At 62.1% G+C, this 26,415-nt stretch carries 22 protein-coding genes and 4 pseudogenes; 14 read left to right on the top strand and 12 right to left on the bottom strand.

The genetic code is table 11. From position 1 onward, the window contains the following. Positions 1 to 108 precede the first annotated feature (108 nt). From frc (ACHMW6_RS15610) to ACHMW6_RS15620, 3 genes and pseudogenes are all read left to right on the top strand, one after another. A pseudogene (gene frc, locus ACHMW6_RS15610) lies at positions 109 to 1,355 on the top strand (formyl-CoA transferase). Positions 1,356 to 1,368: 13 nt separating this feature from the next. Next, positions 1,369 to 2,109: a hypothetical protein gene (locus ACHMW6_RS15615; RefSeq protein ID WP_395407983.1), complete on the top strand. Its 741-nt coding sequence runs from the start codon at positions 1,369 to 1,371 to the stop codon at positions 2,107 to 2,109. A 45-nt stretch (positions 2,110 to 2,154) separates the two neighbouring features. Beyond that, positions 2,155 to 3,102, top strand: coding sequence for a histone deacetylase family protein (locus ACHMW6_RS15620; RefSeq protein WP_395407984.1), 948 nt, complete (start codon positions 2,155 to 2,157; stop codon positions 3,100 to 3,102). Between the two features lie 49 nt (positions 3,103 to 3,151). Here ACHMW6_RS15620 and ACHMW6_RS15625 read toward each other — a convergent pair. Then, positions 3,152 to 4,097 (bottom strand): annotated as a pseudogene (locus tag ACHMW6_RS15625) (LysR family transcriptional regulator). A 124-nt stretch (positions 4,098 to 4,221) separates the two neighbouring features. Between ACHMW6_RS15625 and ACHMW6_RS15630 the strand changes: the two are divergent. The 4 genes from ACHMW6_RS15630 to ACHMW6_RS15645 all read left to right on the top strand — a co-directional run bounded on the left by ACHMW6_RS15630 (position 4,222) and on the right by ACHMW6_RS15645 (position 7,909). After that, on the top strand, positions 4,222 to 4,548 hold the full coding sequence (locus ACHMW6_RS15630; RefSeq protein WP_395407985.1) for a hypothetical protein: 327 nt from the start codon (positions 4,222 to 4,224) through the stop codon (positions 4,546 to 4,548). A 145-nt stretch (positions 4,549 to 4,693) separates the two neighbouring features. Then, the gene (gene oxlT / locus ACHMW6_RS15635) at positions 4,694 to 6,025 is read left to right on the top strand and encodes an oxalate/formate MFS antiporter (protein ID WP_395407986.1); all 1,332 of its coding nucleotides are present in this window, start codon (positions 4,694 to 4,696) and stop codon (positions 6,023 to 6,025) included. An 86-nt stretch (positions 6,026 to 6,111) separates the two neighbouring features. Then, a complete protein-coding gene (locus ACHMW6_RS15640) occupies positions 6,112 to 6,879 on the top strand; it encodes a fumarylacetoacetate hydrolase family protein (RefSeq protein WP_395407987.1) in 768 nt (255 codons plus the stop codon). Between the two features lie 16 nt (positions 6,880 to 6,895). Further along, complete coding sequence (locus ACHMW6_RS15645; RefSeq protein WP_395407988.1) at positions 6,896 to 7,909, top strand: 2-dehydropantoate 2-reductase; 1,014 nt, start codon at positions 6,896 to 6,898, stop codon at positions 7,907 to 7,909. A gap of 23 nt (positions 7,910 to 7,932) precedes the next feature. On the opposite strand, the gene ACHMW6_RS15650 is transcribed toward ACHMW6_RS15645, so the two are convergent. Next, positions 7,933 to 8,088 (bottom strand): hypothetical protein, encoded by a 156-nt coding sequence (locus ACHMW6_RS15650; RefSeq protein ID WP_395407989.1) that lies wholly within the window; start codon positions 8,086 to 8,088, stop codon positions 7,933 to 7,935. Between the two features lie 211 nt (positions 8,089 to 8,299). Beyond that, positions 8,300 to 8,908, bottom strand: coding sequence for a Crp/Fnr family transcriptional regulator (locus tag ACHMW6_RS15655; protein WP_395407990.1), 609 nt, complete (start codon positions 8,906 to 8,908; stop codon positions 8,300 to 8,302). Between the two features lie 253 nt (positions 8,909 to 9,161). Between ACHMW6_RS15655 and oxc the strand changes: the two are divergent. Beyond that, a pseudogene (gene oxc / locus ACHMW6_RS15660) lies at positions 9,162 to 10,875 on the top strand (oxalyl-CoA decarboxylase). Between the two features lie 21 nt (positions 10,876 to 10,896). Next, positions 10,897 to 12,150, top strand: a complete 1,254-nt coding sequence (gene frc, locus ACHMW6_RS15665; protein ID WP_395407991.1) for a formyl-CoA transferase — start codon at positions 10,897 to 10,899, stop codon at positions 12,148 to 12,150. Positions 12,151 to 12,252: 102 nt separating this feature from the next. Here frc (ACHMW6_RS15665) and ACHMW6_RS15670 read toward each other — a convergent pair whose 3' ends face one another. The 4 genes and pseudogenes from ACHMW6_RS15670 to ACHMW6_RS15685 form a co-directional block, all read right to left on the bottom strand. Then, positions 12,253 to 13,491 (bottom strand): ABC transporter substrate-binding protein, encoded by a 1,239-nt coding sequence (locus ACHMW6_RS15670; protein WP_395407992.1) that lies wholly within the window; start codon positions 13,489 to 13,491, stop codon positions 12,253 to 12,255. Positions 13,492 to 13,612: 121 nt separating this feature from the next. Beyond that, a complete protein-coding gene (locus ACHMW6_RS15675) occupies positions 13,613 to 14,878 on the bottom strand; it encodes a glycerate kinase (RefSeq protein ID WP_395407993.1) in 1,266 nt (421 codons plus the stop codon). A gap of 2 nt (positions 14,879 to 14,880) precedes the next feature. Continuing rightward, positions 14,881 to 15,783, bottom strand: a complete 903-nt coding sequence (glxR, locus tag ACHMW6_RS15680) for a 2-hydroxy-3-oxopropionate reductase (protein WP_395407994.1) — start codon at positions 15,781 to 15,783, stop codon at positions 14,881 to 14,883. Between the two features lie 36 nt (positions 15,784 to 15,819). Next, positions 15,820 to 16,589: pseudogene (locus ACHMW6_RS15685) on the bottom strand (aldolase/citrate lyase family protein). A 319-nt stretch (positions 16,590 to 16,908) separates the two neighbouring features. On the opposite strand from ACHMW6_RS15685, the gene lldD reads away from it, so the two are divergent. Both lldD and ACHMW6_RS15695 read left to right on the top strand, forming a co-directional pair. Beyond that, the gene (lldD, locus tag ACHMW6_RS15690) at positions 16,909 to 18,042 is read left to right on the top strand and encodes an FMN-dependent L-lactate dehydrogenase LldD (RefSeq protein ID WP_395407995.1); all 1,134 of its coding nucleotides are present in this window, start codon (positions 16,909 to 16,911) and stop codon (positions 18,040 to 18,042) included. 136 nt (positions 18,043 to 18,178) lie between these two features. Further along, positions 18,179 to 19,087, top strand: a complete 909-nt coding sequence (locus ACHMW6_RS15695; RefSeq protein WP_395407997.1) for a hypothetical protein — start codon at positions 18,179 to 18,181, stop codon at positions 19,085 to 19,087. 53 nt (positions 19,088 to 19,140) lie between these two features. Here the strand turns inward: ACHMW6_RS15695 and ACHMW6_RS15700 are convergent, their stop codons facing one another. Then, on the bottom strand, positions 19,141 to 19,395 hold the full coding sequence (locus tag ACHMW6_RS15700) for a hypothetical protein (protein WP_395407998.1): 255 nt from the start codon (positions 19,393 to 19,395) through the stop codon (positions 19,141 to 19,143). 494 nt (positions 19,396 to 19,889) lie between these two features. Here ACHMW6_RS15700 and tagH point away from each other — a divergent pair, with 494 nt between their 5' ends. From tagH to ACHMW6_RS15715, 3 genes are all read left to right on the top strand, one after another. After that, entirely contained in the window at positions 19,890 to 21,053 is a 1,164-nt protein-coding gene (tagH, locus tag ACHMW6_RS15705) for a type VI secretion system-associated FHA domain protein TagH (protein ID WP_395407999.1), read from the top strand. Positions 21,054 to 21,082: 29 nt separating this feature from the next. After that, positions 21,083 to 21,817 (top strand): PP2C family protein-serine/threonine phosphatase, encoded by a 735-nt coding sequence (locus ACHMW6_RS15710; RefSeq protein ID WP_395408000.1) that lies wholly within the window; start codon positions 21,083 to 21,085, stop codon positions 21,815 to 21,817. Between the two features lie 66 nt (positions 21,818 to 21,883). After that, positions 21,884 to 22,426, top strand: a complete 543-nt coding sequence (locus ACHMW6_RS15715; RefSeq protein WP_395408001.1) for an OmpA family protein — start codon at positions 21,884 to 21,886, stop codon at positions 22,424 to 22,426. Positions 22,427 to 22,433: 7 nt separating this feature from the next. Here ACHMW6_RS15715 and ACHMW6_RS15720 read toward each other — a convergent pair whose 3' ends face one another. The 4 genes from ACHMW6_RS15720 to ACHMW6_RS15735 form a co-directional block, all read right to left on the bottom strand. After that, on the bottom strand, positions 22,434 to 22,856 hold the full coding sequence (locus ACHMW6_RS15720; RefSeq protein ID WP_395408002.1) for a DUF4384 domain-containing protein: 423 nt from the start codon (positions 22,854 to 22,856) through the stop codon (positions 22,434 to 22,436). After that, the gene (locus ACHMW6_RS15725; protein WP_395408003.1) at positions 22,738 to 24,102 is read right to left on the bottom strand and encodes a serine/threonine-protein kinase; all 1,365 of its coding nucleotides are present in this window, start codon (positions 24,100 to 24,102) and stop codon (positions 22,738 to 22,740) included. Before ACHMW6_RS15725 ends, ACHMW6_RS15720 begins: the two co-directional genes overlap by 119 nt. A gap of 134 nt (positions 24,103 to 24,236) precedes the next feature. Then, positions 24,237 to 24,893 carry a hypothetical protein gene (locus ACHMW6_RS15730; protein ID WP_395408004.1) on the bottom strand — a complete coding sequence of 219 codons (657 nt, stop codon included), beginning with the start codon at positions 24,891 to 24,893 and terminating at the stop codon, positions 24,237 to 24,239. Positions 24,894 to 25,130: 237 nt separating this feature from the next. After that, a complete protein-coding gene (locus tag ACHMW6_RS15735) occupies positions 25,131 to 26,339 on the bottom strand; it encodes a caspase family protein (RefSeq protein ID WP_395408005.1) in 1,209 nt (402 codons plus the stop codon). Positions 26,340 to 26,415: the final 76 nt, after the last annotated feature.

Raw genomic sequence — 26,415 nt, forward strand, 5'->3', positions numbered from 1 at the left:
TCGGGAAACTTGACCGTGGTCAATGTAATAAAAATGACCGGCTGGCTATGATGGGTGAACGGTACGCACAGCGGCACACCAAAAATATATCAAATGCAGGAGACATCAATGAGCAAGGCATTAGAGGGAGTACGCATCCTGGACTTCACCCATGTCCAGTCGGGGCCCACCTGTACCCAGCTTCTCGCTTGGTTCGGTGCGGACGTAATCAAGGTGGAGCGGGCCGGGAGGGCGACGCCACGCGCGGCCAGCTGCGCGACATTCCGGACGTGGACAGCCTGTATTTCACCATGCTGAACCACAACAAACGGTCCATCACCCTTGATACCAAAAAGCCACTTGGCAAGGAAGTGCTGGAAATGCTGATCAAGCGCTGCGATGTGCTGGTGGAGAATTTCGCACCGGGCGCGCTGGATCGCATGGGCTTCAGCTGGGAACGCATCAACGAAATCAATCCGCGCATGATCGTGGCGTCGGTCAAGGGCTTCGGCCCGGGCCCGTACCAGGACTGCAAGGTTTATGAGAACGTGGCCCAGTGCACGGGCGGCTCCGCCGCTACTACCGGTTTCGCGGATGGGCCACCAGTAGTTACTGGCGCGCAGATCGGCGACAGCGGCAGCGGCCTCCATCTGGCGCTCGGCATCGTCACCGCGCTCTACCAGCGCAACGCCACGGGACGCGGCCAGAAAGTCAGCACCGCCATGCAGGACGCCGTCCTGAACCTGTGCCGCGTTAAGCTGCGCGACCAGCAGCGCCTGGAGCGCAATGGCGTGATGGAAGAATATCCACAGTACCCCAATGGCCAGTTCGGCGATTCCGTGCCGCGTGCAGGCAACGCCTCGGGCGGCGGCCAGCCGGGGTGGATCCTGAAATGCAAAGGCTGGGAGAGCGATCCCAATGCCTACATCTACTTCATCGCCCAGGCGCCTGTGTGGGCGGCGATCTGCGGCGTGATCGGCAAGCCGGAATGGATCGATCATCCCGATTACGCCACGCCGCGCGCCCGTCTGCCGCGCCTGATGTCCATCTTCGCCACGGTGGAGGAGTGGACGGTGCAACACACCAAGTTCGAGGTGATGGACATCCTGAACAAGTTCGATATCCCTTGCGGCCCGATCCTGTCGATGAAGGAAATCGCGGAAGACAAGGCCCTGCGCGCCACCGGGACCATCGTGGAGGTGGACCATCCGGAACGCGGCAAGTACCTCAGCGTGGGCAATCCGATCAAGCTGTCCGACAGTCCGACCGAAGTCACGCGTTCGCCGCTGCTGGGCGAACACACGGACGAAGTGCTGGCGGAGCTGGGCTTCAGCGGCAGCGACATCGATGTGCTGCGGCGGGAACGCGTCGTCTGACCTGGTAGCCGCCATGATCAAGTTCGCAGCAGACCTGGACTCGCTGTTCGGCGGGCTGCCCTTCCTAGACCGCTTCGAGGCGGCGGCGGCGGCCGGCTACCGCGGCGTGGAGTGCCGCTCGCCGTATGGCTGGCCGGTGGAGCAGATCGCCCATCGCCTGTGCCAGTACGGACTGGAGCTGGTGCAGCATGCCTTGCCGCCGGCTTCAGGAGGCGAAGGCGTCTCCGGCACGCTGGACGGCGCCACCGCCACGGTTGCCGCTGCAGCGGCCGCGCAAAGGGCGCGTCGTGCGGAATTGGAACAGGCGGTGCGCTATGCGCGGGCGCTGGGCGTGCGCCAGCTGAGTTGTCCGTTGCCGGATGGGGCGGACGGCGCGGCGCAACTGGCGGGGACGGCGGCGCTGCTGCGCCAGCATGGCCTGGCGCTGGTGGCCGCGCTGCGCAGCGCCGGCGGCTGCGGCGCCGCGTTTGCGCAAGTCGCCGCATTGCGCAGCGGCGGCGCCGAGAATGTGTACCTGCAGTACCGCATCGACAGCAGCGCGAGCGCCGACGGCGCCGCTGCCGTGCTGGCGGGGAAGCTGCCGTTGATCCGCCATGTGCGCCTGCGCGATGCGGCTGCTCCGTCGGCGGAACCGTGGCTGGCCTTGCTGGACCGGCTGGGCTATCACGGCTGGGTGAGTTGCGGCGCTCCGCGGCCAAACGTACGGACGGAGCACGCGGCGCCCCGGAGCCCGGTCGCTGACACCCTCGCTTAACCGCTTTTACTTAACCCCCCCCACTTCGACCTGAGAGGAGTTGCGATGACTATCCGCGTCTATACCCATGTCGACTGCTATGGCCACCAGCCGGGCAGCGGTCATCCGGAGTCGCCACAGCGGCTGGCGGTCGTGCTGGAAACGCTCAAGGCGCCCGAATTCAAGGAGCTGGAATGGCGCGAGGCTCCGCTGGGCACGCGCGCCCAGGTGGAGATGATCCACGAATCCGATTATGTTGACATCATCAGCGAAGCCGCTCCGCTGCATGGGCTGGTACCGCTCGATGGCGGCGACACCGTCATGTCGCCCGGATCCTGGAGTGCGGTGATGCGCTGCGTGGGCGCGGCCTGCGCGGCGGTGGATGATGTGATGCTGGGCGAGGCGCGCGCCGTGTTCTGCGCCACGCGGCCCTGCGGCCACCATGCGGAGCCGGATCGCGCCATGGGCTTCTGTATCTTCAACCAGGCCGCCATCGCCGCCGCCCACGCCAGTCGCGCCTATGAGCTGGACCGCGTCGCGGTGGTGGACTTCGATGTCCACCATGGTAATGGGACGCAGGCCGCGTTCTCGCCGCTGCGCGGCATGTATTACGCGTCCTGCCACCAGTCGCCGCTATATCCAGGCACGGGGCATCCGCGCGAGCATGGGGCGCACCACAATATCCTGAATGTGCCGCTGCCGCCCGAATGCCCGTCGGCCGTATTCCGCAGGCGGATTACTGAGCAGATGTTGCCTGTGCTGCGCGAGTGGGCGCCACAGCTGATTGTGATTTCGGCCGGGTTTGATGCGCATCGCGATGATCCGCTGGCTACGATGAACCTGGATGATTCGGACTTTCACTGGATTACGGAGCAGCTGGCGGCCATTGCGGGGGAGACGGCGCAGGGGAGGATCGTGTCTATTCTCGAAGGGGGATACAGCCCGGGTGGGTTGTCCGGCGGCTCGGCGGCGCATTTGCGGGCGCTTATGGGCAGGCCGCAGCCTTTGAATTAGAACCCACGGCATAAAGCAGGTGGCTGCCACGGCGTGGCAGCCACCAGGGTTACGCCTGTGGTTTTAAGACTGCCGGCGGCGGCTTGAGGTATTGCTCGATCAAGCCCGCGCCTTCCTGCAGCAGGAAGTTCTTGAACGCCTGCGCCACCGGCGGCAGGCGCTTGTTCTTGCGGCTCACCACGTACCAGTTCAGCATCACGGGGAAGCCCTGCACGTCCAGCATTGCCAGGCTGCCCGCCTGCAGCTCCAGGCTGATCGTGTGCGCCGACAGGAACGCGATGCCCATGCCCGCGATTACGGCCTGCTTGATGGTTTCCGTGCTGCGGATCTGCATGGCGATGTTCAGGTCCGCCAGGCGGTCGCCAAAGCCATCTTCCATCGAATTCCACGTATCCGAGCCGCGCTCGCGCACCACGAACGGTTCGCGCACTACTTCGTCGACCGGAATGTTGCGGCGGCCCGCCAGCGGATGGCTGGGCGGCGCCACGATTACGTAAGGGTGTGGCGCGAAGGCGGCGTGCTCGGCGTCGCGCTCCGTGGGCGGACGCACCATCACCGCCAGGTCGGTCTGGTTGTGCTGCAGCTGCTCCAGCAGCTCGGCGCGGTTGTGCACCGTCAGGTTCAGCGACACGCCCGGATGGCGGCGCGCGAATTCCACCATCAGGCGCGGGAAGAAATAGTCGCCCGCGCTGATCACGGCCACGTTCAGGCGTCCGCCCGTAATGCCGCGGAACTGCGTCAGCGATTCCTCGGCCTCGCGGAACTGCTCGATGATCACCCGGCTGTGGTACAGCAGCTCGGCGCCGCCCGGCGTCAGGTAGATGCGCTTTCCCAGCTGCTCGAACAGCACCAGCCCCACGTGGCTTTCCAGCGTCTTCACCTGGGTCGAGACGGCGGGCTGGGGTCAGGTGCAGCTCATCGGCGGCGCGCGAAAAACTCAGGTGGCGGGCAACGGATTCGAACACCTTGAGCTGGCGCAGCGTGGCGTGTTTCATAGCCCACCCCTTATGCATAAACGATGATGAATCATTATGCATAAAACCTTTAACTATTGCTAATGATCTTTTCTCACTACGATGAGGTGTCCTTTCAACACTATTGAAGAAGAGGAGACTAGCGATGGACATCAACATCACGCCGCTCGCCAGCGCCGCGGCGCAGCGGAATGCGTTCAACGCGGCGTTCTATGAACTGGGCCTGCGCTGGCACTGGGACGACGAGTGCTACGCCTGCGCTCTGTGCGAGGAAGACCAGCGCAACTACCTGCGCCACTACGTGCAGAAGGAGCAGCCGCACATGCTGCGCGTGTACGACATGGAATTCCTGGTCAACGCCATCCTCACCGTCAAAGGGCGCCACCTGGCTGGCGCAGCGGTGGCCGATGCGCTGAATCCGGCGGTTTCGGTGAATTGGGCAGCTTTGCAGCAACGCGAAGTCGGTTTTTAAACCTTTCCGCCGAAAACAGTGGAAGAATGGCAAATCTTAACCGCGGTCAAGGATATTGCTAATTTTATCTTCCACAATCGGTTCCGTTCAACGGGTAAACGGCGCAGCCGCCCGGCCCTCAAAACCATAAGAGTGGAGACAGAACATGAAACATGAAGACGACGTGGCGGTGCAGCGGCCGCCAAGCTACCGTTGGATGCAACTGGTGATGGGCATTGTTTGTATGGCCATGATCGCCAACCTGCAGTATGGCTGGACCCTGTTTGTGAATCCGATTGCAGAGAAGTACGAATGGAGCAAGGCCGCCATCCAGGTTGCCTTCACCATCTTCATCCTGACCGAAACCTGGCTGGTGCCCATTGAAGGCTGGGCGGTGGACAAGTTCGGACCGCGTCCCGTAGTCCTGTTCGGCGGCCTGCTGTGCGCCCTGGGCTGGGTGATGAACTCCTTCGCCAGCACGCTGACGATGCTGTATATCGCGGCGGCCATCAGCGGCATCGGCGCCGGCGCTGTCTACGGCACCTGCGTGGGCTCGGCGCTGAAATGGTTCCCGGACCGCCGCGGCCTGGCTGCCGGCCTTACGGCGGCGGGCTTTGGGGCTGGCTCTGCGGCCACCATCATCCCGATTTCGATGATGATCGAGAAGAGCGGCTATGAAGCCACGTTCTTCACCTTCGGCATCGCCCAGGGCGTGATCGTGATGCTGCTGGCACTGATGATGGGCCGTCCGCCGGAGCACTCCAGCGCCAAGCTGCAGAAGCAGACCAAGGTGCAGCAGGCCCGCGTCAACTACGGCCCGTCGCAGATCGTGCGCAAGCCGGTGTTCTGGGTGATGTACCTGATGTTCGTGCTGGTGGCAGCCGGCGGCCTGATGGCAACGGCGCAAATGGGCCCGATCGCCAAGGACTTCAAGATCGACGGCGTGACATTCAATGTGATGGGCATGGTGCTGCCGGCACTGACCTTCGCCCTTGCCATCGACCGTGTGCTGAACGGCCTGACGCGACCCTTCTTCGGCTGGGTGTCTGACCAGATCGGCCGCGAGAAGACCATGTTCATCGCCTTTGCCCTGGAATCGGTCGGCATCCTGGCGCTGTACTACTTCGGCCGCGATCCGATCATGTTCGTGATCCTTACCGGCCTGGTGTTCTTCGCCTGGGGCGAGATCTACAGCCTGTTCCCGGCCACCTGTGCGGACACCTTCGGCACCAAGAACGCCGCCGGCAACGCAGGCCTGCTGTACACGGCCAAGGGCACGGCATCGATCTTCGTGCCGGTGTCCAGTATGATCACGGCCGCCACCGGCAGCTGGGAAGCGGTGTTCTTCGTCGGCTGCGGCCTGAACGCAGCGGCTGCCATCCTGGCCTGGTGGGTACTGCGCCCGATGCGGGCCCGCTTCATGGACCAGAGCGCGGCCGCCGCTGCCGCCGAAGTGCCGCCTGAACAGATCGCCACCGTGGCGCGCATGGCCAACTAAGCAGCACGACGCAGTAACTCCCCGCTGTCAAGCAGACCACGCCGGCGGCCGTCCTGGCCGCCGGTGTTCACCTGGGACGACCAATCATGATCCATCGCTGGCTACGCTTCAAGCATTTTGACACCGTGCGTTTCGGCACCGTCGAAGGCGACAAGATCCGCATCTACCAGGGCGACATGTTCAACGCCCCGGAACGGACCGACTACTCGCTGCACCTGTCCGAGGTCACGCTGCTGACGCCCGTGGTGCCCGGCAAGGTGCTGGCGATGTGGAACAACTTCCACGCCCTGAGCAAGCGCCTGGGCCTGGAGCCGCCGCCGGAACCGCTGTACCTGATGAAAACGCCCAATTCCTACCTCGCTCCCGGCGGCACCATCCGTGCGCCGCTGTGCGAGGGCAAGGTGGCCTTCGAGGGCGAACTGGGCATCGTGATCGGCAAGCGCACCTTCAACGTCAGCGAAGACGAAGCGCTCGGCCACGTGTTCGGCTATACCTGCGCCAATGATGTCACCGTAAGCGACATCGTCAAGCGCGATCCCACATTCCAGCAGTGGGTGCGGGCCAAGGGCTTCGACACCTTCTGCCCGTTCGGGCCGGTGATTGCCACCGGCCTGGACCCTGCCATGCTGGTGGTGCGCACCATCCTCAACAACGAGGTGCGCCAGGACTACCCGATCAACGACATGGTGTTTTCAGTCGCCCAGCTGGTCAGCCGCATATCGCAGGACATGACGCTGGAACCGGGCGACATCCTGCTGTGCGGCACCTCCGTGGGCATAGGCTCCATGCGGTCCGGCAGCACCATCGAAGTCGAGATCGACGGCATTGGCAAGCTCACCAACCGTTTCGAGTAAACCCAAGGAGCTGCAAATGAAAGTCGCGATCGTAGGAGCAGGAGCGATAGGGGGCTATGTCGGCGCCATGCTGGCACTGGCGGGCGAGGAAGTCACCTTCCTCGTGCGCGGCGCCAACCTGGCCGCCATCCGCAAGCAGGGCATCAAGCTCATCTCGCATGACGGCGTGGAGCGCGTGGCCACGTCCGTGAAGGCCACCGACAATTACGCCGAAGCCGGTCCGCAGGACCTGGTGATCCTGGCGCTCAAGGCGCACCAGGTGGACGCCGTGGCAGACAAGGTGCCCAAGCTGTTCGGGCCGGACACCTGCGTGGTCACCATGCAGAACGGCATCCCGTTCTGGTACTTCCACAAACATGGCGGCGCGCTGGAAGGCCGCCAGGTGAGCAGCGTGGACGCGGAAGGCCGCCTGGCCGCCTGCATCCCGCCGGAGCGCATCATCGGCTGCGTCGTCTATCCGGCTTCGGAGCTGGTGGCGCCGGGCGTGGTGCGCCATGTGGAGGGCGAGCGTTTCCCGGTGGGCGAACTGGATGGTTCGCACAGCGCGCGAGTGCAGGCGATATCCGACTGCTTCACGCGGGCCGGTTTCAAGGCCCCCGTGCTGGACAACATCCGCGCCGAGATCTGGCTCAAGCTGTGGGGCAACCTGAGCTTCAACCCGATCAGCGCGCTGTCGCACGCTACGCTGGAAGGCATCTGCCAGTTCCCGCTCAGCCGCGAGCTGGCGGCGAATATGATGCGCGAGGCGGAAACGGTGGCGTCCAAGCTCGGCATCAGCTTCCGCGTGACTCTGGAAAAGCGCATTGCGGGGGCCGAGAAAGTAGGGCGCCACAAGACGTCGATGCTGATGGACGTGGAAGCGGGACGCGGGCCGGAAATCGACGCGCTGGTGGGATCGGTGGTGGAACTGGGCCGCTTCACCGACACGCCCACGCCGCATATCGACGCCGTGTACTCGCTGGTGAAGCTGCTGGAACGCACCATGACCGATGAACAGGGCCAGGTGCGCTTGCTGAAGCTGGCGGCCTGACGGCCGCCGCCTGGGGCAGGGGCTTACAGGCCCCAGGTGTAGGCTGCGTCGGACTGGTCGCCCTTGTTTTCGCTGTTCAGCTGCTCGCGCAGCTGGATGGCGAAGATGGTTTCGAGGATGCCAATCAGGCTGAACGGGCCCGACGACGGAGCGGTTTCGCGGTTGGTCAGAGTGGTCATGTTTATCTTCCTGGAGTTAAAAATTGGTTGCCAGCGCTGGGGTTGAAACGAGTATAGGCAGCTGCCTCTCAGCTGCCTAATTGCGTCCCGGCATATCCGACATTCAGGAAGTAAATAATGCCTATGAGGAAGGCCCTTTTTCCCGCTTAAACTAATTTCAGGATTCTTGACCTGGGTCAAGATTCTGTGTGCGCTGCAGCAAAAAAGCGCCTCAGATCTTGCCCTGGTTTTTCAGGCGGCTCAGGGTTTCCGGCGACAGGTTCAGGTAGGACGCCAACTGCTTTTTCGGCAGACGTTCGAACAGCTCTGCCTGTTTGCGCATGAAGCGGTGCACGCGGCCCGGCGCATCGAGCAGGTGCAGGGTGATGGTGTGGCCCATGATCTCGCTCATGAGGCGCATCACCTCATATTCGAAGTTCTGCTTGATCTGCGAATGACTCTCCAGGAAGTTCACCCATTGCGGCATCGGCAGCTTGGCCACGCGCGCCTTGCTCACGCAGACGATGCTGTACGGCGTTGGTGTCTTCAGGCGCCAGGCGGCGTAGCTCGTTTCGATATCGCGCTCGGATGCGAAGCGCAGAATCATTTCCTTCGCACTGGGACTGGTCACCACGCGCTTCAGGATGCCGTCCAGGATGAAGTACTGCTCCATCTCGTGCACGCCCTGGTTGAGCAGCAAATCCCCCTTCTGATAATCGACCACCGTGAGATGCGGTTCCAGCGCCGCCATTTCGCTGTCGCGTAATTCCTTGAGTACCAGATTCTGCCGCAGCTGCACGCGGATGATGTTGCGTTCAGGGTGATTCGCCAACAGGGTCATAGGGAGTTAAGCCGGGTTTATTTGTAAATGTTGAACATCATCTGACGAAAATTGACCGCGGTCAATGAGGTATTGCAGGCGCGCTCGATATGATCCTTTCCAGCGAATCAAGCTTCGTGGTGCGGCGCACACCAGGCAGCGTACTCGCCGGCAGGGCACCGAGGTTGTTTCAAGATGGGCATGGTCAAGAAGAACAAACGCCCTGGACATTTTGAAACGGCCTCCGAATACAACCACTATATGAGACGACATCATGACCAATACCACGCAGTCGCCTGAACTGACCGACGGTTTCCACCTCGTTGTCGATGCGCTCAAGCATAACGACATCGACACCATCTACGGCCTGGTCGGCATCCCGATCACGGACCTGGCCCGCCTGGCCCAGGCCGAGGGCATGCGCTTCATCGGCTTCCGCCACGAACAGCATGCGGGCAACGCCGCAGCCATCGCGGGCTATATGACGAAGAAGCCGGGCATCTGCCTGACCGTGTCCGCACCGGGCTTCCTGAATGGCCTGACAGCGCTGGCGAACGCCACGACCAACTGTTTCCCGATGATCCTGATCTCCGGTTCCAGCGAACGCGAAATCGTCGACCTGCAGCAGGGCGACTACGAAGAGATGGACCAGCTCAATGCCGCCAAGCCTTATGCCAAGGCAGCCTACCGCATCAACAAGGCGGAAGACATCGGCATCGGTGTGGCGCGCGCCATCCGTGCCGCAGTTTCGGGCCGTCCCGGCGGCGTGTACCTGGACCTGCCGGCGCAACTGCTGGCGCAAACGCTGGACGCTGAACACGGCAAGCGCTCGCTGGTGAAGGTGATCGATGCCCGCGCCGCGCCAGATCCCGGCGCCGGAGTCCGTGGAGCGTGCACTGAACGTGCTGCGCGGCGCGAAGAAGCCTCTGATCCTGCTGGGCAAAGGCGCCGCCTACGCGCAGGCCGACGCGGACATCCGCGCGCTGGTGGAAGAAAGCGGCATTCCCTACCTGCCCATGTCCATGGCCAAGGGCCTGCTGCCGGACACGCACGCACAGTCGGCATCGGCCGCACGCTCCTACGTGCTGGCCGAAGCGGATGTGGTGGTGCTGGTCGGCGCCCGCCTGAACTGGCTGCTCTCGCACGGCAAGGGCAAGACCTGGGGCAGCCCGAAGCAGTTCATCCAGATCGATATCGCGCCGACTGAAATGGACAGCAACGTGGCCATCTCCGCGCCGGTTGTCGGCGACATCGGTTCCTGCGTGCAGGCGCTGCTGGAAGGCATCCGCAGCGGTGGCTTCGAACAGCCTGACACGGCATGGACCGGCGCCATCGCCGAGCGCAAGGACAAGAACCTGACCAAGATGGCGGCAATGCTGGCGCAGAATCCGTCGCCAATGAATTTCCATAGCGCGCTGCGTGCCATCCGCGACGTGCTGAAAACCCGCCCGGATATCAATGTCGTCAACGAAGGCGCGAACACGCTGGACTTCGCGCGTTCCATCATCGACATGTACGAACCCCGCAAACGTTTTGACTCGGGAACCTGGGGCATCATGGGCATCGGCATGGGCTTCGCCATCGGCGCTGCCGTCACAAGCGGCAAGCCGGTAGTAGCCATCGAAGGCGACAGCGCCTTCGGCTTCAGCGGCATGGAGCTGGAAACCATCTGCCGTTACGAGCTGCCGGTGACCACTATCATCTTCAACAACAACGGCGTGTACCGCGGAACGGATGTGAACCCGACCGGCGGCAAGGATGTGGCGCCTACCGTGTTTGTGAAGAACGCCCGCTACGACAAGATGATCGAAGCCTTCGGCGGCATCGGCTACAACGTGACGACCCCGGATGAACTGACGCGCGCGCTGCAGGAATCCATTGCGCACGGCAAGCCGGCCCTGATCAACGCAATGATCGACGAATCGGCCGGCACCGAGAGCGGCCGCCTGACCAACCTGAATCCGCAAAGCGCTGCGGGCAAGAAATAACCTAACCAGGAGACGAGCAAAATGACCAAACCATTGGAAGGCATCCGCATCATCGACTTCACCCACGTGCAGGCCGGCCCGGCATGCACCCAGCTGCTGGCCTGGTACGGTGCCGATGTGATCAAGGTGGAGCGCCCCGGCGCAGGCGACGTGACCCGCTCGCAGCTGCGCGATATCGAAGGCGTGGACGCGCTGTATTTCACCATGTTGAACAGCAATAAGAAGTCCATCACGCTGGACACCAAGACGCCGGAAGGCAAGGAAGTGCTGACGCGCCTGATCAAGCAGTCCGACGTGCTGGTGGAAAACTTCGGCCCGGGCGCCCTGGACCGCATGGGCTTCACCTGGGAGCATATCCGCGAACTGAATCCGGGCATGATCGTGGCGTCCGTGAAGGGCTTCAGCGACGGCCACCATTACGAAGACCTGAAGGTTTACGAGAACGTGGCGCAGTGCGCTGGCGGCGCCGCCTCCACCACCGGCTTTGAAGAAGGTCCTCCAACCGTGTCCGCCGCTGCCCTGGGCGACAGCAACACCGGCATGCACCTGGCGATCGGCATCCTGACCGCGCTGCACGCCCGCAACCGCAACGGCGGCAAGGGCCAGAAGGTGGCCGTGTCGATGCAGGACAGCGTGCTGAACCTGTGCCGCGTGAAGCTGCGCGACCAGCAGCGCCTGGAACGCGTGGGCTACCTGGAGGAATATCCGCAGTACCCACACGGCAAATTCAGCGACGTCGTGCCGCGCGGCGGCAATGCGGGTGGTGGCGGCCAGCCGGGCTGGGTGCTGAAGTGCAAGGGCTGGGAAACCGACCCGAATGCGTATATCTACTTCACCATCCAGGGCCACGCCTGGGCGCCGATCTGCCGCGCCATCGGCAAGGAGCAGTGGATCGATGATCCGGCCTACAACACGCCGCGCGCTCGCCAGGACAAGATCTTCAGCATCTTCGCCATCATCGAAGACTGGCTGAAGGACAAGACCAAGTTTGAAGCCGTGAACGTCCTGCGCAAATTCGACATCCCTTGCGCACCGGTGATGACCATGAAGGAGCTGGCCAACGATCCGTCTCTGCGCGCCAGCGGCACCATCGTTGAAGTGGACCACAAGGAGCGCGGCAAGTACCTGACCGTGGGCAGCCCGATCAAGTTCTCGGACCTGCAAGTGGAAGTCACCGGCTCGCCGCTGCTGGGCGAGCACACCGACGAGGTGCTGGAGCGCCTCGGCTACAACAGCCGTGAAATCGCCGCGCTGCACGAAGCACGCGCGGTGTGATGCGGTAGGCGCGCGCAGCGTGGTGCGCTGCGCGCGTGCAGCGAAGCAGTAGTAATTCTCCTTAGTATCTCGTTCGGCCAGGCATGGCAGCCTGGCCATTTTTTATTCTTTCCCCTTGTGGCGCGCTTTCTCGATATGCTGGACCGCCTGTTCCGTGTCGTGCGGCGGTTTGAGGAAGAGTCGCAGGCCTTCGTAGGTCGGGCCAACCAGCTCCGTCTTCGCGTCGCGGTCGAAGAAGTAGGTCAGGCCGGCGGCATTCGACAGGATGCTGTTGGTGGCCTCGCCCAGCAAAGCCGGCGATTGCAGGTCCGGCTGGGCGGCGAAAGTCTGGTCGGCATCCGCGATCATGCGCAGGGATCCGCTTTCGACGAGGTAGGTGAGGAAGCGGTTGCGGGCGCGGTGGTTCACTCCTGTCGTTGGCAGGACCAGTACATCGAGCGGCGCCTCTTCATAGTTGGGAATGTCCGGCGAATAGCTCGGGAAGGGGAAGAAGCCCATGTCGGACGCGATCGCGCCGGGGAATTTGGCGGCGATGAAGCTCCCCATCAGCACCATTCCCACGTGATTGCGGTACAGGTAGGGCAGCACGCGCTCCATTTCCTGGTCCATCGTCGCTTCCAGGAAGTAGCCCTTGCGCAGCAGGTCGCCCCAGGTGTCGAATACCTGGCGGACTTTCGGGTCGGTGAAGCGCACGTCGCCCCGCAATAGCTTGCGCTGGAAATCGATGCCGTTGATGCGCAGGTTCAGGTAATCGAACCAGCCCGCCGCCGGCCAGATGCTTTTGGCGCCGAGGCCGAATGGCGTGATTCCGGCAGCCTTCAACCGTTCGCACGCTTGCTGGAACTCGGCCCAGGTCGCGGGCGGACGGATGTCCAGGCGGTTGAACAGGGATTTACGGTAGACGAAGCCCCAGGCGTAGTAGTACAGCGGGAAGCCGTACACCTCACCGCCGACGCGTGTGCCCTCGATGGTGGCGGGGGCGAATTTCTTCTTTTTCAGCAGGGCTACCAGGTCGGCGTCCAGCGGCGCGAGCAGCTTGTGCTCCGCCGCGTCGCGCAGTCGCTCGCCGGCATACCAGAAGGCCAGGTCGGCGCGACCGGTCTTCAGACGGTTGATGAAGTCTTTCTTGTAGGGCTCCTGCGGGTAGCCGTTGTGCTTGACCTGGATGTCCGGATTTGCCGCGGCAAATTGATCGATAATGGTCAGCAATGCCTTGCGCTGCGGGGTGTTGGAGACGACATAGTCGATGATCAGTTGCTCGGCCGCGATGGCGAAGCTGGGCAGCGCGACCGCTGCACATATCAGGCCGTTCGCCAGCCAGTTTTGGATACGTGTCGACATGGCGAAAGTCTCGTTGGGAACGCGGTTTATGTCAATCGGCGGCGGCGGATTTGACACGGCGGATCAATGATCCGCCCTACGCGCCCCCCCGGAGGAGGTCGACGCCGGCAGGGGCGGGAGGTCAGGTGGGATAGACCAGGATGGCGCGGAAGTCGTTGACGTTGGTGAGGGTCGGGCCCGAGATGACGGAGTCGCCAAGCGCCTGGAAAAAGCCGTGGCCGTCGTTATTGGCGAGCGCTTCGCGGGGCACGATGCCGAGCGTGCGGGCGCGGGCAAGCGAGTCGGGCGAGAGCAGGGCGCCGGCGATTTCTTCCTGGCCGTCCACGCCGTCCGTATCGCAGGCGATCGCATAGATGCCTGGATGTCCGTTGAGCGCTACGCCCAGAGACAGCAGGAATTCCACATTGCGCCCGCCGCGCCCATCGCCGCGCACGGTCACCGTGGTTTCGCCGCCGGACAGGAACACGCAAGGAGCACGGAAAGGCTGCCCGTGCCGCGCAACATGCGTGGCAATGCCGGCCATGACGATGCCCACATCGCGCGCCTCACCCTCGATGCTGTCGCCGAGAATGTGCGCAGGCAGGCCGCTTTCGCGTGCGACCGCCGCCGCGGCTTCCAGCGCCATCAGCGGCGTGGCGACCATGTGCAAGGTGCTGCGCGCCAGGCGCGGATCGCCGGGCTTGACCGATTCGCCACGGCCGCTTTCGAGCAGCTCGCGAACTTTCGGAGGGATTTCAATGCGGTAGCGTCGCAGGACCGCCAGTGCGTCAGCGCAGGTCGTGCGGTCCGCGCAGGTCGGACCACTGGCAATGTCGCTCGGATCGTCGCCGGGGACATCCGAAATCAGCAGGGTGACCACCTGTGCCGGATGACAGGCGGCCGCCAGCCGTCCGCCCTTGATGGCGGAAAGATGCCGGCGCACGCAATTGATCTCGCTGATCGTGGCGCCACTCTTTAAAAGCGCCGTGTTGATCACCTGCTTGTCGGCCAGCGTCAGCGCATCATCCGGCAGCGCGAGGAGGGCTGAGCCGCCACCCGAAATCAGGCAGATGACCAGATCGTCCTCGGTCAAGTCCGACACCAGATCGCGGATGCGGCGCGCCGCGTTCACCCCGGCCTGGTCCGGCACGGGATGGGCGGCTTCCACGACTTCAATACGCTCGCATGGCACCGCGTAGCCGTAACGGGTAACGACCAGCCCACTCAGCTCGCCTTCCCAGTGCTGCTCCACTACGCGCGCCATCTCCGCGGACGCCTTGCCGGCGCCGATGACCAGCGTGCGTCCGCGGGGCGGGGACGGCAGATACTTCGGCAGGCTGACCGACGGCTGCGCCGCTGCCACCGCCGCGTCGAACATCTCCCGCAACAATTTACGCTGGTCGATCATGCTCACTCCTTATGCGGCAATTCCGCGCCGATTTCGAAGTTCGCCATCAGCTCCAGCGCACGCACCAGTGCCGAATGGTCCCAGGCCTTGCCGCCATGGGCCGCGCAGCTGTTGAACAGTTCCTGCGCGGTGGCGGTGTTGGGCAGGCTCAGGCCCAACTGGCGGGCGGTGCTCAATGCCAGGTTCAGATCCTTCTGATGCAGCTCGATGCGGAAGCCGGGATTGAAGGTACGGTTAATCATGCGCTCGCCGTGCACTTCAAGAATGCGCGACGAGGCGAAACCGCCCATCAGCGCCTGGCGCACCTTGGCTGCGTCTGCGCCCATGCGCGATGCAAACAGCAGCGCCTCGCCGACGGCCTCGATGTTCAGGGCCACGATGATCTGGTTGGCGACCTTGGTGGTCTGGCCGTCGCCATTGCCGCCCACCAGGGTGATGTTCTTGCCCATCAGGTCGAACAGCGGCTTGACGCGTGCGAACGCTTCCTCCGAGCCGCCGACCATGATGGTCAGCGTCGCGGCCTTGGCGCCCACTTCGCCGCCGGACACCGGCGCGTCCAGGTAATCGCAATTCAGGGCGTTGATGCGGGCCGCGAACTGCTTGGTTTCGAGCGGGGAGATGGAGCTCATGTCCACCACGACCTTGCCCGGCGCCAGGCCTTCAGCCACGCCGTTTTCGCCGAACAGCACGGCCGCCACGTGTGGCGTGTCCGGCACCATGACGATGACGATGTCCGAATTCTGCGCCACTTCCTTGCCGGAAGCGCAGGCCACTGCGCCTGCCTGCAGCAATTCCTCAGGCACGGGCTTCACGTCATGCACGTGCAGGGTGTGGCCGCCCTTGACCAGGTGGGATGCCATGGGCGTGCCCATGATGCCGAGACCGATAAAACCGACTTTGCTCATTGTTGCTTGCTCCTCGTTGTGTTGTGTTGAATGCGCTTATTGCGCCTGCTTGAAACGGCCAGCCAGGGCTTCGGCGTTGCGCGCCAGGATGCCGATGTCGCTGCCGACTGCCGTGAAAGTGGAACCGGCTTCGATGTAGCGGTGGGCCATGGTCTCGTCGGGCGAGAGATGCCGGCTGCCTTGCCGCAGGCGCGGATGCGGCGGATCGCTTGCTCGATGGCGGCCACGACTTCCGGATGCTTGGGATCGCCGATATGGCCCATCGATGCCGCCAGGTCGCCCGGGCCGATGAAGATGCCGTCAACGCCCTCGACGGCTGCGATTTCCTCAATGTTGGCAATGGCGTGGGGCGTTTCCACCTGCACCAGCACGCAGATCTCTTCTTCGCAGCGCTTGGCGTAATCCTTCACGCGGCCATAGTCCGAGGCGCGGGCGGCAGCCGAATAACCGCGCACGCCCAGCGGCGGGTAGCGCGTGGCGGCCACCGCTCGGCGCGCTTCCTCGGCATCCTGCACGAAGGGGATCAACAGCGTTTGCGCGCCGATGTCCAGCAGGCGCTTGATGACCACCGTGTCGTTCCACGCCGGGCGAACGATAGGATGGGCGCTGCCCTGGGAGATGGCCTGCAGCTGCGAGTGCACCATCGGCAGCTCGTTCGGCGAGTGCTCGGTATCCAGCAGCAGCCAGTCGAAGCCGGCGTTGGCCAGCACTTCAACCGTGATATGGCTGGACAGCCCGGACCAGAAGCCCAGTTGCTTTTTCCCCGACAGGATGGCGTGCTTGAACGTGTTGATCGGCAAATTCATGTTACGGACTCCAAGGCTAGGTTGAACTTCAGGAATTCAATTCGGGCCGCGCAGGGCGGCGGGAGTGCCGGGTAGTGAAGCTTGCGGCCGGGGCACTCGCGGGCTGCATGACATTCAGTAAAGTCATCGTACAACTAGCTTCGCGACTTAGCAAGCAGAATTTGCTGCGCCCGCACATTTTTTCGATTTTCTGCCCGTTTCGCTTGTAGCTACGGGCTGTCGGCTGTACGAAGCAATCTTTTGAGAAATATTAGTTGTATGATCTCTTGCGCTTAGCAATCACGTAAAATTGAGCGAATGCTCAACAATTAAATCCGTCATGATCATTTCGTCCGCAACCGATTTCCGAGAAGCTGCACGCCGCAAACTGCCACCTTTCCTGTTCCACTACCTCGATGGGGGCGCCGGAGCCGAACAAACGCTCGAAGCCAATGTGAGCGACCTGCAGCAGGTCAAGCTGCGCCAACGGGTGTTGCGTGGATCGGAAGAGCTGGATCTGTCGGCGCAATGGTTCGGGAAGCGCTATGGGCTGCCCATTGCCCTGGCGCCGGTCGGCCTGACCGGCATGTACGCGCGGCGGGGCGAAGTGCAGGCGGCGCGCGCCGCATGTGCGCGTGATATTCCGTTCATCCAGTCGACAGTGTCGGTTTGTCCCCTGGCCGAAGTGGCGGGAGCGGTCGACAAGCCGATCTGGTTCCAGCTGTATGTGCTGAAGGACCGCAGCTTCATGCGCGACGTGCTGCAGCGCGCGAAGGCGCTGGGGGCGACCACGCTCGTGTTCACGGTGGACATGCCCGTCCCCGGCGCGCGCTACCGCGATGCGCACAGTGGGATGAGCGGCCCCAATGGACCGATGCGCCGCGTGTGGCAGGCGATGTGGCATCCGCAGTGGGCCTGGGACGTGGGCTTGTTCGGACGCCCGCATGACCTGGGCAATATCTCCGCCTATCGCGGCCATGCGACCGGACTGGCCGATTACATCGGCTGGCTCGGTGCGAATTTCGATCCGGCCATTGCCTGGCATGACTTGCAGTGGATTCGCGATGAGTGGGATGGCCCGATGGTCATCAAGGGTATCCTGGAGCCGGATGATGCGCGCGATGCGCTGTCCTTCGGCGCTGACGGCATTGTGGTCTCCAATCATGGCGGACGCCAGCTCGATGGCGCCTTATCGACCGCCCGCGCCTTGCCTGCGATTGCCGATGCAGTCAAAGGCAAAATGACCATCTTCGCCGACGGCGGCGCGCGCACCGGTACCGACGTCTTCCGCCTGCTGGCCCTCGGCGCCGACGGCGTCCTCCTCGGCCGCGCCTTCGTCTACGCCCTGGCGGTGCAGGGCCAGGCAGGCGTCGAGAAACTGCTGGCCATCATGGAGAAGGACATCCGCACCAATATGGTCCTGACCGGCGTGAAGTCCCTCAGCGAAGTGGGCCCCCATCTATTGACCCGCTAGGCACTGTGCTCATTCCATTCATCTGAATGTTGATGAAGCGCAGAAGCGGTGCCAATACATATTTGCCGCCTGGGTACGAGACTTATATTAGTAAGGGCGCGATTAAGCGCGCGTCTTACTTACACCGGGAGGCACTATGTCGAGCGATGAACCAATTAAAGCGGGACGTCCTACTACGGCCGAAAGTACAACATATGTACTTGCGGCCATCCCCAGCGAACGGGATGTCGATTTCAACGGAAAAGCGATAGTGGTTGTGGGACCACAACCTGACACGCTTAAACCAACGGTTAAACTCGATGGCGTTCACGGTGTTGGCAATGTGGATGGAAGTGGCGTCGTCGGTTTTGGGGCCGATGATGAAGGCACAGGCGTGGTGGGGCTTGGAGGAGGCTTTAACGGAGATGGCGGGCTGGGCGTGCACGCGATAGGGGGAAGAGCCGGGCGAGGCAAACAGGCCGGAGCCGGCGTGTTGGCGCAAGGCGGCAGGATGACGGCCAATGACGGGCGGATACCACATGGCCCAGGCGTCATCGCAATGGGCGGAGGGCACAAAATGCCGCTGCCGCCGTCAGAGCAGACCGGAAGCGTTGGCGTCTTCGCAGTCGGCGCCGAAGCCGAGGCCACCTCAGTAAGCGATCGTGGCGTGCACGTGGACCGCGGTCCATTATTCCCCGGCGCCGGTGTAGTCGGAAGGGGTGGGTTGGCATTGCCGCTGTGGGACGGCCGTCCGGGAGCTGCCGGAGTTATTGGCCTTGCAGGCGAATCACGCTTTCCGCCAATTGGAGAGACAGGGAATACCGGCGTGTACGGACGCGGCCCGATTGGCGTGCAGGGATTCGGCGAGAGTGACCGCGCCGGTATTTTCAATGCGAGGTTTCACGCGCAAGTTCGATTGGTTCCAAAAATCGCGACGACAATAAATGTCCTCGACGCCAAAATCGGCGATCTGCTTGCCGTCTCCGAAGTTACCAGGGACGGAAGGAGTTCGCGAGCCTTTGGTTCTGCAAGGAGGGTGGTGCGCCGGATCAGGCGGTATGGGTGAAAATCGCGTAATCTGCGTGCTGGCGCACATTGACGAATTAGCCGCGCCGAAGACTAATCAAGCACTGACAATTTCGTGCGGTAATCGGTAAGCAGCAGGGGCGCGACCGCGGGATCGGCGAACACATTGTCGCCATTGCCGGTGACGAGCACCAGGTGCTTCTTCGCTCCAGAATTGCGCCGGTCCTGCCAGGTCGATCTGGCCATCGCCGGCTGGTCCAGGTACTTTACTTCGAGCTGGTAAGTATTGCTTCCCTTCTGGACCATGAAGTCGCAAGCGTTCGAGCGCGCGGCAGAAGTCTGTTCCATATCGCTGCAGCATGCTCGCCACCAGGTTCTCGACGAACCGCAATGTGACGCCTTCGCGGCTTTTGTTGTCCATGATCTTGCTCAAATCAAACGTGTCAGGAGGGCGCTCTCTGCATCGACCACAAGCGCTCGACTTCCTCGTGTCCCCCGCCCGGTGCTGGCTTGCTTGTCGTGGTTTTAACCTAAAGGAAAAAGAACGGGCCGAAACGTTCGCTCGTCGAATCCAGCAGATAAACGATATAGTCGGCCACCTAGCAGGACAGCGTCAAACAGGACGGCGCCGCCATGCCTGTAAATTTCCCTAGATGCATGCCAATTGTACAATCCTACACGTGCGTTGCAACGGCCGGATTGCGGTTTCCCACGGCAGCATCGAGTGTCTTTTTTGGAGCCACTGTGGTTATTGCCATGACTGCTGCTAGAATTAATTCTGCTGATCATTTTCTTTGACTTAGAGCGTTTTCGCATGGTTGGACAGGGCGCCATGCAGAGAGATGGTGTGGCCGCTGATGATTACGATCAGAGCTGTTTCCTACAATGGCCAGCCCACGAGCACTCCCATCAATGGCGAGTTTGGCGAAGCGGGTGGAGTGATCGGTCGCGCCGACGGGAATGCGCTGGTCTTGCCTGATCCGCATCGTCACGTATCACGCATGCACGCGATGATCGTTTTCCAGAACGGCAGCTATATTATTCGCGACATCAGCAGCGCATCCCCGGTTTATGTGAACGGCAAACCACTGGGGCGCGGCAACGAAGCGGACCTGTCGGATGGGGACAATTTGTGCATCGGCGCCTATACCCTGAAAGTGGCTGAGGATAAGCCTGCTGGCCAGAAAGCGGGCAGGCAAAGGGCCGATCCGCTGGTGACCGTTGGTGCACGGCGCAGCGTCCCTGCGCCGAAAAGCATGGTCGTCTCGTGGCATGAGACCGATGAGACGGAAAGCAGCGACGGCATCAGGACAATGGTGGTGCAGTCGCCACACAAGGCAGCTCCAGGCGCACCCGGCATGGCGCCAGCCCCGGCGGCGGCAACCAGGACAACAGAGCAGGACTTATTGCACGCCTTCCTGGCCGGCGCAGGCGTGCCTGATCTGCACATGAAGGGCCCGCTCACGCCGGAGCTCATGCATATGCTGGGCCAGCTATTGCGCGAGTCGGCGCAGGGCACGCTGGACTTGCTGTTGGCCCGAACCTTGATCAAGTGGGAGATGCGGGCGGAGGTCACCATGATGGAGCCGCGCGATAACAATAACCCGCTCAAGTTCTCGCCCAATGTGGAAGTTGCGCTTGCCCATTTGCTGGCGCCGCGCGGTACGGGCTTCATGCCGCCGCTGGACGCGATCAGGGATGCCTACGACGATTTGCGCGCTCATCAGTTTGCCTTCATGGCGGGCATGCGCGCGGCGCTGCCGCAGGTGCTCAGGCGATTCGATCCGGAGTCGCTTGAAAAGCGCCTCACCGAGAAAAGTATCCTCGATTCCGTGCTGCCCCTAAACCGTAAAGCCAGGCTTTGGGGTTTGTACACCGAGATGCATTCCGCCCTTACTAAGGAGGCCGAGGACGAGTTCCATACCTTGTTCGGCCGCGCGTTCCTGAAGGCCTACCATGCCCAGCTGGACAAGCTGGCGCAAACGGGCAGGGATGCCGAACCCTGACCCGAACCGCGATGGAGCTCACAATATCCGTGCTGTCCCGGACCGGCGGGCGACCCACCAATCAGGATGCATACGGCTTTTGGCCTAACCATAACAACTGTTTTCTCGCGCTATCCGATGGAGCTGGCGGCCATTCGGGCGGCGACTATGCGTCGAAGCTGGCGGTCAAGGAAGCGCTTGAATTTTTTCAGCGCAATCCAGTTTGCAGCGTGGACAGTATCGCCGGCGCTTTGCGAGCCGCAAACGCAGCCATCGTCGAGGCCCAGCGCCAGACGCCGCAGTTTGCCGAGATGCACGCTACCGTCGTGGTTCTTGCGATTGACTCTGAAATCGGCACGGCGATCTGGGGGCATGTCGGCGATACCCGCCTTTATTGCTTCCGCAATCAGCGCATCCTGCTGCAGACGCGCGACCATAGTGTCCTGCAAACCATGGTGGACGCGGGCTACCTGCCGTCCGGGGAAGTACGCGGTTCGCCGCAACGGAATCTGCTGCTTGCCGCGCTGGGCGGTGCCAACGGATTTGAACCGTGCATCGAAGCCACAGCGTTTGCTGTGCAGGATGGCGACGTATTCCTTCTTTGCACGGACGGGTTCTGGGAGCATGTCGACGAAACCCAGATGGAGCAGGCGCTGCAGTCGTCGGCGTCGCAGGAAGATTGGCTGAGGCGGCTTGAGAGCCTGGTCATTGCGCATGGCGGCGAGGAACAGGACAATTATTCCGCCCTTGCCGTGTCCTGCAAAGCCCACGCCAGGGTCATTTGAGCCTTGGCAGTGCGAAGAGGCGTTCCTATACTTTATGGGATGCGTATATTCGCAGAGGAGGGCAAGATGAATATGAAAAATGTAGTCCTCATGATTTCCCTGGCTGCCGTACCGTTCCTGGCCCAGTCCCAGAACGGAAAGGTGTTAAAGCCGCAGGACATCACAGAAAGCGCGCTGATAGACGCACTGGCGCCCCCTACGGAAATGAAGACGCGCAGTATCCGCGTCATGGCGGATAGTCCGCCGGGAGGCGCGGCCACCGCACAAGCCAGTGCGGCCTTGTTGATCACTTTCGAGACCAATTCCGCCAATCTGACCCAGCGGGCAAAGCAGTCGCTGGATGTGGTGGGCAAGGCCCTGAGCTCGGAAAGACTGGCGCCGTTCCGCTTCGCGATCGAAGGCCATGCAGACCCGCGCGGCGCGCCCGATGCGAATCTTCACCTGTCGCAAGCCAGGGCGGAATCGGTGCGGCAATACCTGGTGAAGAGTACCCACGTCGAGAATGGCCGCCTGGATGCGGTCGGCAAGGGCGATCGTGAGTTGATCAACAAGGCCAATCCGATCGCGCCGGAGAACCGGCGTGTGACCATCGTCAATCTGGCGCAGTAGCCAGCCTTTAGCGGTATTCTCCGATCGAGAAGACGGCGGCTCCGTAGGCCTCGGAGCACGCCGTTCGCCCCGGCTCGCACTTGGCTTTTCCTGCATAGAGCGGCGTCTTTCCGGTGTGCGCCCGCTGCAGCTGCGCGGCCGAGGCGAGCGGGAATTCGGCGAAACGGTCGAGCCGCTTCAGGCCGGTATCCTGGAAATCCCGCGGCGAGTCCGAGACGATCGCCACAAACTGATTGGTTCCAGGCGGCCCGCTCGCAATCATATGCCACTTCGCGCGCGGCACGTCGAGCTCCTCGTTGGCTTCGATGTGGTTATTGGCATCGATCGCATTGGGGAACATGAGCCAGAAATCGGAGCGGCTGGTCCCCACCATCAGCACGTAGACATAGCCAGGCTTCGACGAGCGAATGGAGAACTTCAGCTTCTCCACGCCGATTTTCACCTGGGCCTGGTCGATCGATACCGTCACCGCGTGGTTGCGGTTGCGTGCCTGGAACACGTCGTCCAGCGCCTGGACCGGATCGAAGACCGCGTTGACGGGGGCGTGTGCGGCGGCAGGCGCCGGGGCATTGTCCCTGCGTGGCAGGAAAACGGCCGCGACCGCAACAATTGCTGCGATGGCTGCAATGGCAGCGGCCCCCGCGTAGAACTTGTGATGGTGCTTTGCCGGCGCAGGCTTGGCCGTTTTGGGTATCCGCCCCCTGATTCGTATTCCCGCTCGTCAGTTTGAGCAGCGACCGAAGCTCCGCGATGCTCTGTGGCCGGCTTTCCGGTTTCACGCTGAGTGCGAAATCTATCGCCCGCAGGAATTCCGGGCTGTATTTTCCGGCTACCTTCTTTTCGAGCGGCACATGGGGATCGTCGACCACGCGCGCAACGGAAGGCACGGGTTGGTGGCCGGTGATTGCGAGGTAGACGACGGAGGCCAGCGCATAGATGTCGGTCCATGGGCCTTGCGCTATCGTGCGGCTTGCCGCGTATTGCTCGACCGGCGCGTAACCCTGCTTGAGGATGACGGTGAAGGTGTTGGCTTTGCCTGCAATGGCGCGCCGCGCGGCGCCGAAGTCCAGCAGCAGCGGGCGGCCATCCTGGAGGATCAGGATGTTGTCAGGGGCTATGTCGCGGTGAAAGCATTGTTCGTGGTGGATAATATCCAGCGCATCCAGCAAGGGCGCCAGAAAGGCTTTCAGCCACGCCTCGTCGGGAGGCGTTGCGCGTGCGCGCAGGTATTGCTTGAGTGTCGGTCCCTGGTAGAAGGGCATCACCATATAGGCCGTGCCATTCGCTTCCCAGAAGCGGTAGACCTTGACCAGAGAAGGGTGATCGAACTGAGCGAGCAGGCGTGCCTCGTTGACGAAACTGCGAAGGCCGGCCTGGAAAGTGGACGCGTGCCGCGGCGACTTGACCGTGACATGCGTAGTCTTCGCGTGGGAGGCAAGGGCCGACGGCATGTATTCCTTCAGCGCGACGATGCGCTGCAGGGAATGGTCATAGGCACGGTAGACGATGCCGAATCCGCCTTCCCCGATCAGGCCGGCGATCTCGAATTCACCCAGGTGGGTGCCCGCGGGCAGGGCGTTATTCCCGCTTTCCAGCAATGCCGATGGATCGTGAAGCGGATCCGTCTCCGTATTCGGAGAGGTCATGGCCGGGTCATTGTCTGGTGGCTCGCTCATACGGTAGTGTCGACGCCTTCAGTGAGCCTAAGGGTGAGCAGTCTCTTCTCTAACGATAGTACATCCGATGAGATTCGGTAATTCTCACACATTCTCACCATGTTGCGCCGGTGAGAATGTGCGTGCGGCCGCAGCTAAATCGCGACATTCAGACTCGCGACAATCCCTTCGCGCTCGTCGCGATATATGCGGCGGCTATCGCGTGCCGGGCCGGTGCCCTTGGTCCTGACGACCTGGGATCGATAGCCCAGTCCGATGCTCGCTCCGCGGAAATATGCGCTTTCCATGCCGAGCGCATAACTGACGCCGAGTTCGCTGATTGCATAGCGCGTATTATTCGTGTCCGGCGGGTTGGCCAGGTTGAGGTAGCGTGTTTTGGCACGCCCCGGACCATAGGCAAGTTGCCCCGTCAGAGACAGTCTGTCGTAAATGGGGAAGGCCGCCGAGACGCCAAGCAGTATCACGCGTACGGTATTGTCGACAAAAGGAACGGGAGCAGCGCCGGCAAATGAGTAGCTGCGGTCTTCAGTGGCGTACTTGAAGCCAAGGCTTACCGCGACGTTGGGTACCACGAAGTATCCGGCGGTGACGTCGCTTTCCTTGCGTGTGACATGGTCGGAACGGGAGGTAACGATGTTGGGCGACCCCGGAATAACGGTGGGAATGACCGCGTTTGATGCGAAGAAATCCGACGAGTATCGCGCGTAGCTGGCGGATAATAAGAACTGATCCTTGCGCATGGACAAGCTCGGGATGACGGTCGTCTTATGTCTGCCGTCAACGAAGTCCAATGCCTCGCCAAGTGCGGGTGTGGGTGGAAGGGTAGGTCCGAATCCGGCCTGCGTGCTGGGCAAGGCCGTGGCCCATGAAGCACTCCATACTCTAAGGCCGACAGATACCGCGCCTGGACTCGGTTTCGTCCTGGGCGAAGCTGATGGTTGGATTGATGATGCTGGTGAGCGTTGCAAGTAGAAGGACATTATTTTTGGTCATTTTCACTTCATGCTCCACGCGGTCAATGATGCGAGTTAGAAGGAGGGGATGATGATGATGGGGCGCTTGGATTTAGGATCCGGCGGTGCTTCGATTTTACGGGTCTGTATCTCTTTATTCTTCATTTCTATGCTGGCTTGTTGCGCATTTAACGCATCGCGCATTTGATTCAATTCCTCCTGCTTCTTCAACAGCGTTGTCTTGATCGCCTCCAGTTCCAGCGCTTTTGACCTGGCCTGGTCGATGTCGGCGTCAATCGCTTTTGCTTCGGCGCTTCGCTGTTGCTGGGTGCGCTCGACGCCGAGCTTGATCTGGTCGATCTCGGTCTGCTTTTTCAGCAGAGCGGTCTTTTGCTCATCGAGTTCCGCCTGCTTGGCTTTGGTCTGCACGATCATTTCCTGCAGAGCCTTGAGTTCCTGTGTTTTCGAAGCGACTTGCGGGTCGCCGGTGACCAGAGGCGTCTCGACGCATCCCGCCATGCAGTAGCGGTCCGTATAAGACGTCGTGATTTGCGGCAGTTGCTGGCGGCCGTAGCGGCGCGCCTCTTCGCTGGTGCCGCCGCTGACCGATTTCAGCATGTCCTCCACCGTGATCCGCGGCGTGTTGATATGCTTCAAAAGATTTTTCGTGAAGGTTCCATTGCGGCCGATGCCGTCAAGCGACAGCTGGCCTGGCCCGGTGGACATCGCCAGGATGGTGTTGCTGGGCGTGTAGAGCTGCGAAGCCATGCCAAGGCGCGGAGCATAACCCCGGATCGGGCTGACGAAGGGGTTATCCCGGCAGGCGTCGAACAGGAAAATATTCAGCGCCGCATGGCGGCTTTCCAGTTCGGACATCAGGTAATTGATCTGGACGCTCTCGTCCTCGATATCGCTCTTGGTCCTTAAGGCCGCATCCGTTGGCACAAGGTAGTTCAGTCCATCGATCTGCAGCCCGTGGCCGGCGAAATAGAACAGGGCGAGTGTCTGGTCATTGGTCCGGCCGGTGAATTCGAAAATCGCATCCTTGAACTCGCGTTTCGTGGCCAGATTCAGCTTGCAGATGACCTCAAAGTTCAGCTGGCGCAGGGCGGCGCACACATCCGTTGCGTCGTTGGCCGAGTTTTCCAGGGGGCGGGCGTTGCGGTAGGCGGCGTTGCCAATGACGAGAGCGAGCTTGCGGAGTTCGACCTGGGGCGGTGCGTCAGTACTGCGTGCCTCATCCGCCCAGGCGCAATGCACCACGGCGGCGATGATGAATGCCAACAACGCTCGCAATATAGAGATCATGGAACTCTTCTGTGCTGACGGGTTGAGCCTGCCGATGTCGAATCGTCATCAT

Origin of the sequence: Pseudoduganella sp. UC29_106, from assembly GCF_044055365.1 — a bacterium.
Lineage (GTDB): Bacteria > Pseudomonadota > Gammaproteobacteria > Burkholderiales > Burkholderiaceae_D > Rugamonas.

What these genes read in the sequence shown, in the direction of transcription:
- ACHMW6_RS15615 (WP_395407983.1), top strand. Translation starts at nt 1,369, where the DNA reads ATGATCAAGTTCGCAGCAGACCTGGACTCGCTGTTCGGCGGGCTGCCC.
- ACHMW6_RS15620 (WP_395407984.1), top strand. Translation starts at nt 2,155, where the DNA reads ATGACTATCCGCGTCTATACCCATGTCGACTGCTATGGCCACCAGCCG.
- ACHMW6_RS15630 (WP_395407985.1), top strand. Translation starts at nt 4,222, where the DNA reads ATGGACATCAACATCACGCCGCTCGCCAGCGCCGCGGCGCAGCGGAAT.
- oxlT (WP_395407986.1), top strand. Translation starts at nt 4,694, where the DNA reads ATGAAACATGAAGACGACGTGGCGGTGCAGCGGCCGCCAAGCTACCGT.
- ACHMW6_RS15640 (WP_395407987.1), top strand. Translation starts at nt 6,112, where the DNA reads ATGATCCATCGCTGGCTACGCTTCAAGCATTTTGACACCGTGCGTTTC.
- ACHMW6_RS15645 (WP_395407988.1), top strand. Translation starts at nt 6,896, where the DNA reads ATGAAAGTCGCGATCGTAGGAGCAGGAGCGATAGGGGGCTATGTCGGC.
- ACHMW6_RS15650 (WP_395407989.1), bottom strand. Translation starts at nt 8,088, where the DNA reads ATGACCACTCTGACCAACCGCGAAACCGCTCCGTCGTCGGGCCCGTTC.
- ACHMW6_RS15655 (WP_395407990.1), bottom strand. Translation starts at nt 8,908, where the DNA reads ATGACCCTGTTGGCGAATCACCCTGAACGCAACATCATCCGCGTGCAG.
- frc (WP_395407991.1), top strand. Translation starts at nt 10,897, where the DNA reads ATGACCAAACCATTGGAAGGCATCCGCATCATCGACTTCACCCACGTG.
- ACHMW6_RS15670 (WP_395407992.1), bottom strand. Translation starts at nt 13,491, where the DNA reads ATGTCGACACGTATCCAAAACTGGCTGGCGAACGGCCTGATATGTGCA.
- ACHMW6_RS15675 (WP_395407993.1), bottom strand. Translation starts at nt 14,878, where the DNA reads ATGATCGACCAGCGTAAATTGTTGCGGGAGATGTTCGACGCGGCGGTG.
- glxR (WP_395407994.1), bottom strand. Translation starts at nt 15,783, where the DNA reads ATGAGCAAAGTCGGTTTTATCGGTCTCGGCATCATGGGCACGCCCATG.
- lldD (WP_395407995.1), top strand. Translation starts at nt 16,909, where the DNA reads ATGATCATTTCGTCCGCAACCGATTTCCGAGAAGCTGCACGCCGCAAA.
- ACHMW6_RS15695 (WP_395407997.1), top strand. Translation starts at nt 18,179, where the DNA reads ATGTCGAGCGATGAACCAATTAAAGCGGGACGTCCTACTACGGCCGAA.
- ACHMW6_RS15700 (WP_395407998.1), bottom strand. Translation starts at nt 19,395, where the DNA reads ATGGAACAGACTTCTGCCGCGCGCTCGAACGCTTGCGACTTCATGGTC.
- tagH (WP_395407999.1), top strand. Translation starts at nt 19,890, where the DNA reads ATGGTGTGGCCGCTGATGATTACGATCAGAGCTGTTTCCTACAATGGC.
- ACHMW6_RS15715 (WP_395408001.1), top strand. Translation starts at nt 21,884, where the DNA reads ATGAATATGAAAAATGTAGTCCTCATGATTTCCCTGGCTGCCGTACCG.
- ACHMW6_RS15725 (WP_395408003.1), bottom strand. Translation starts at nt 24,102, where the DNA reads ATGAGCGAGCCACCAGACAATGACCCGGCCATGACCTCTCCGAATACG.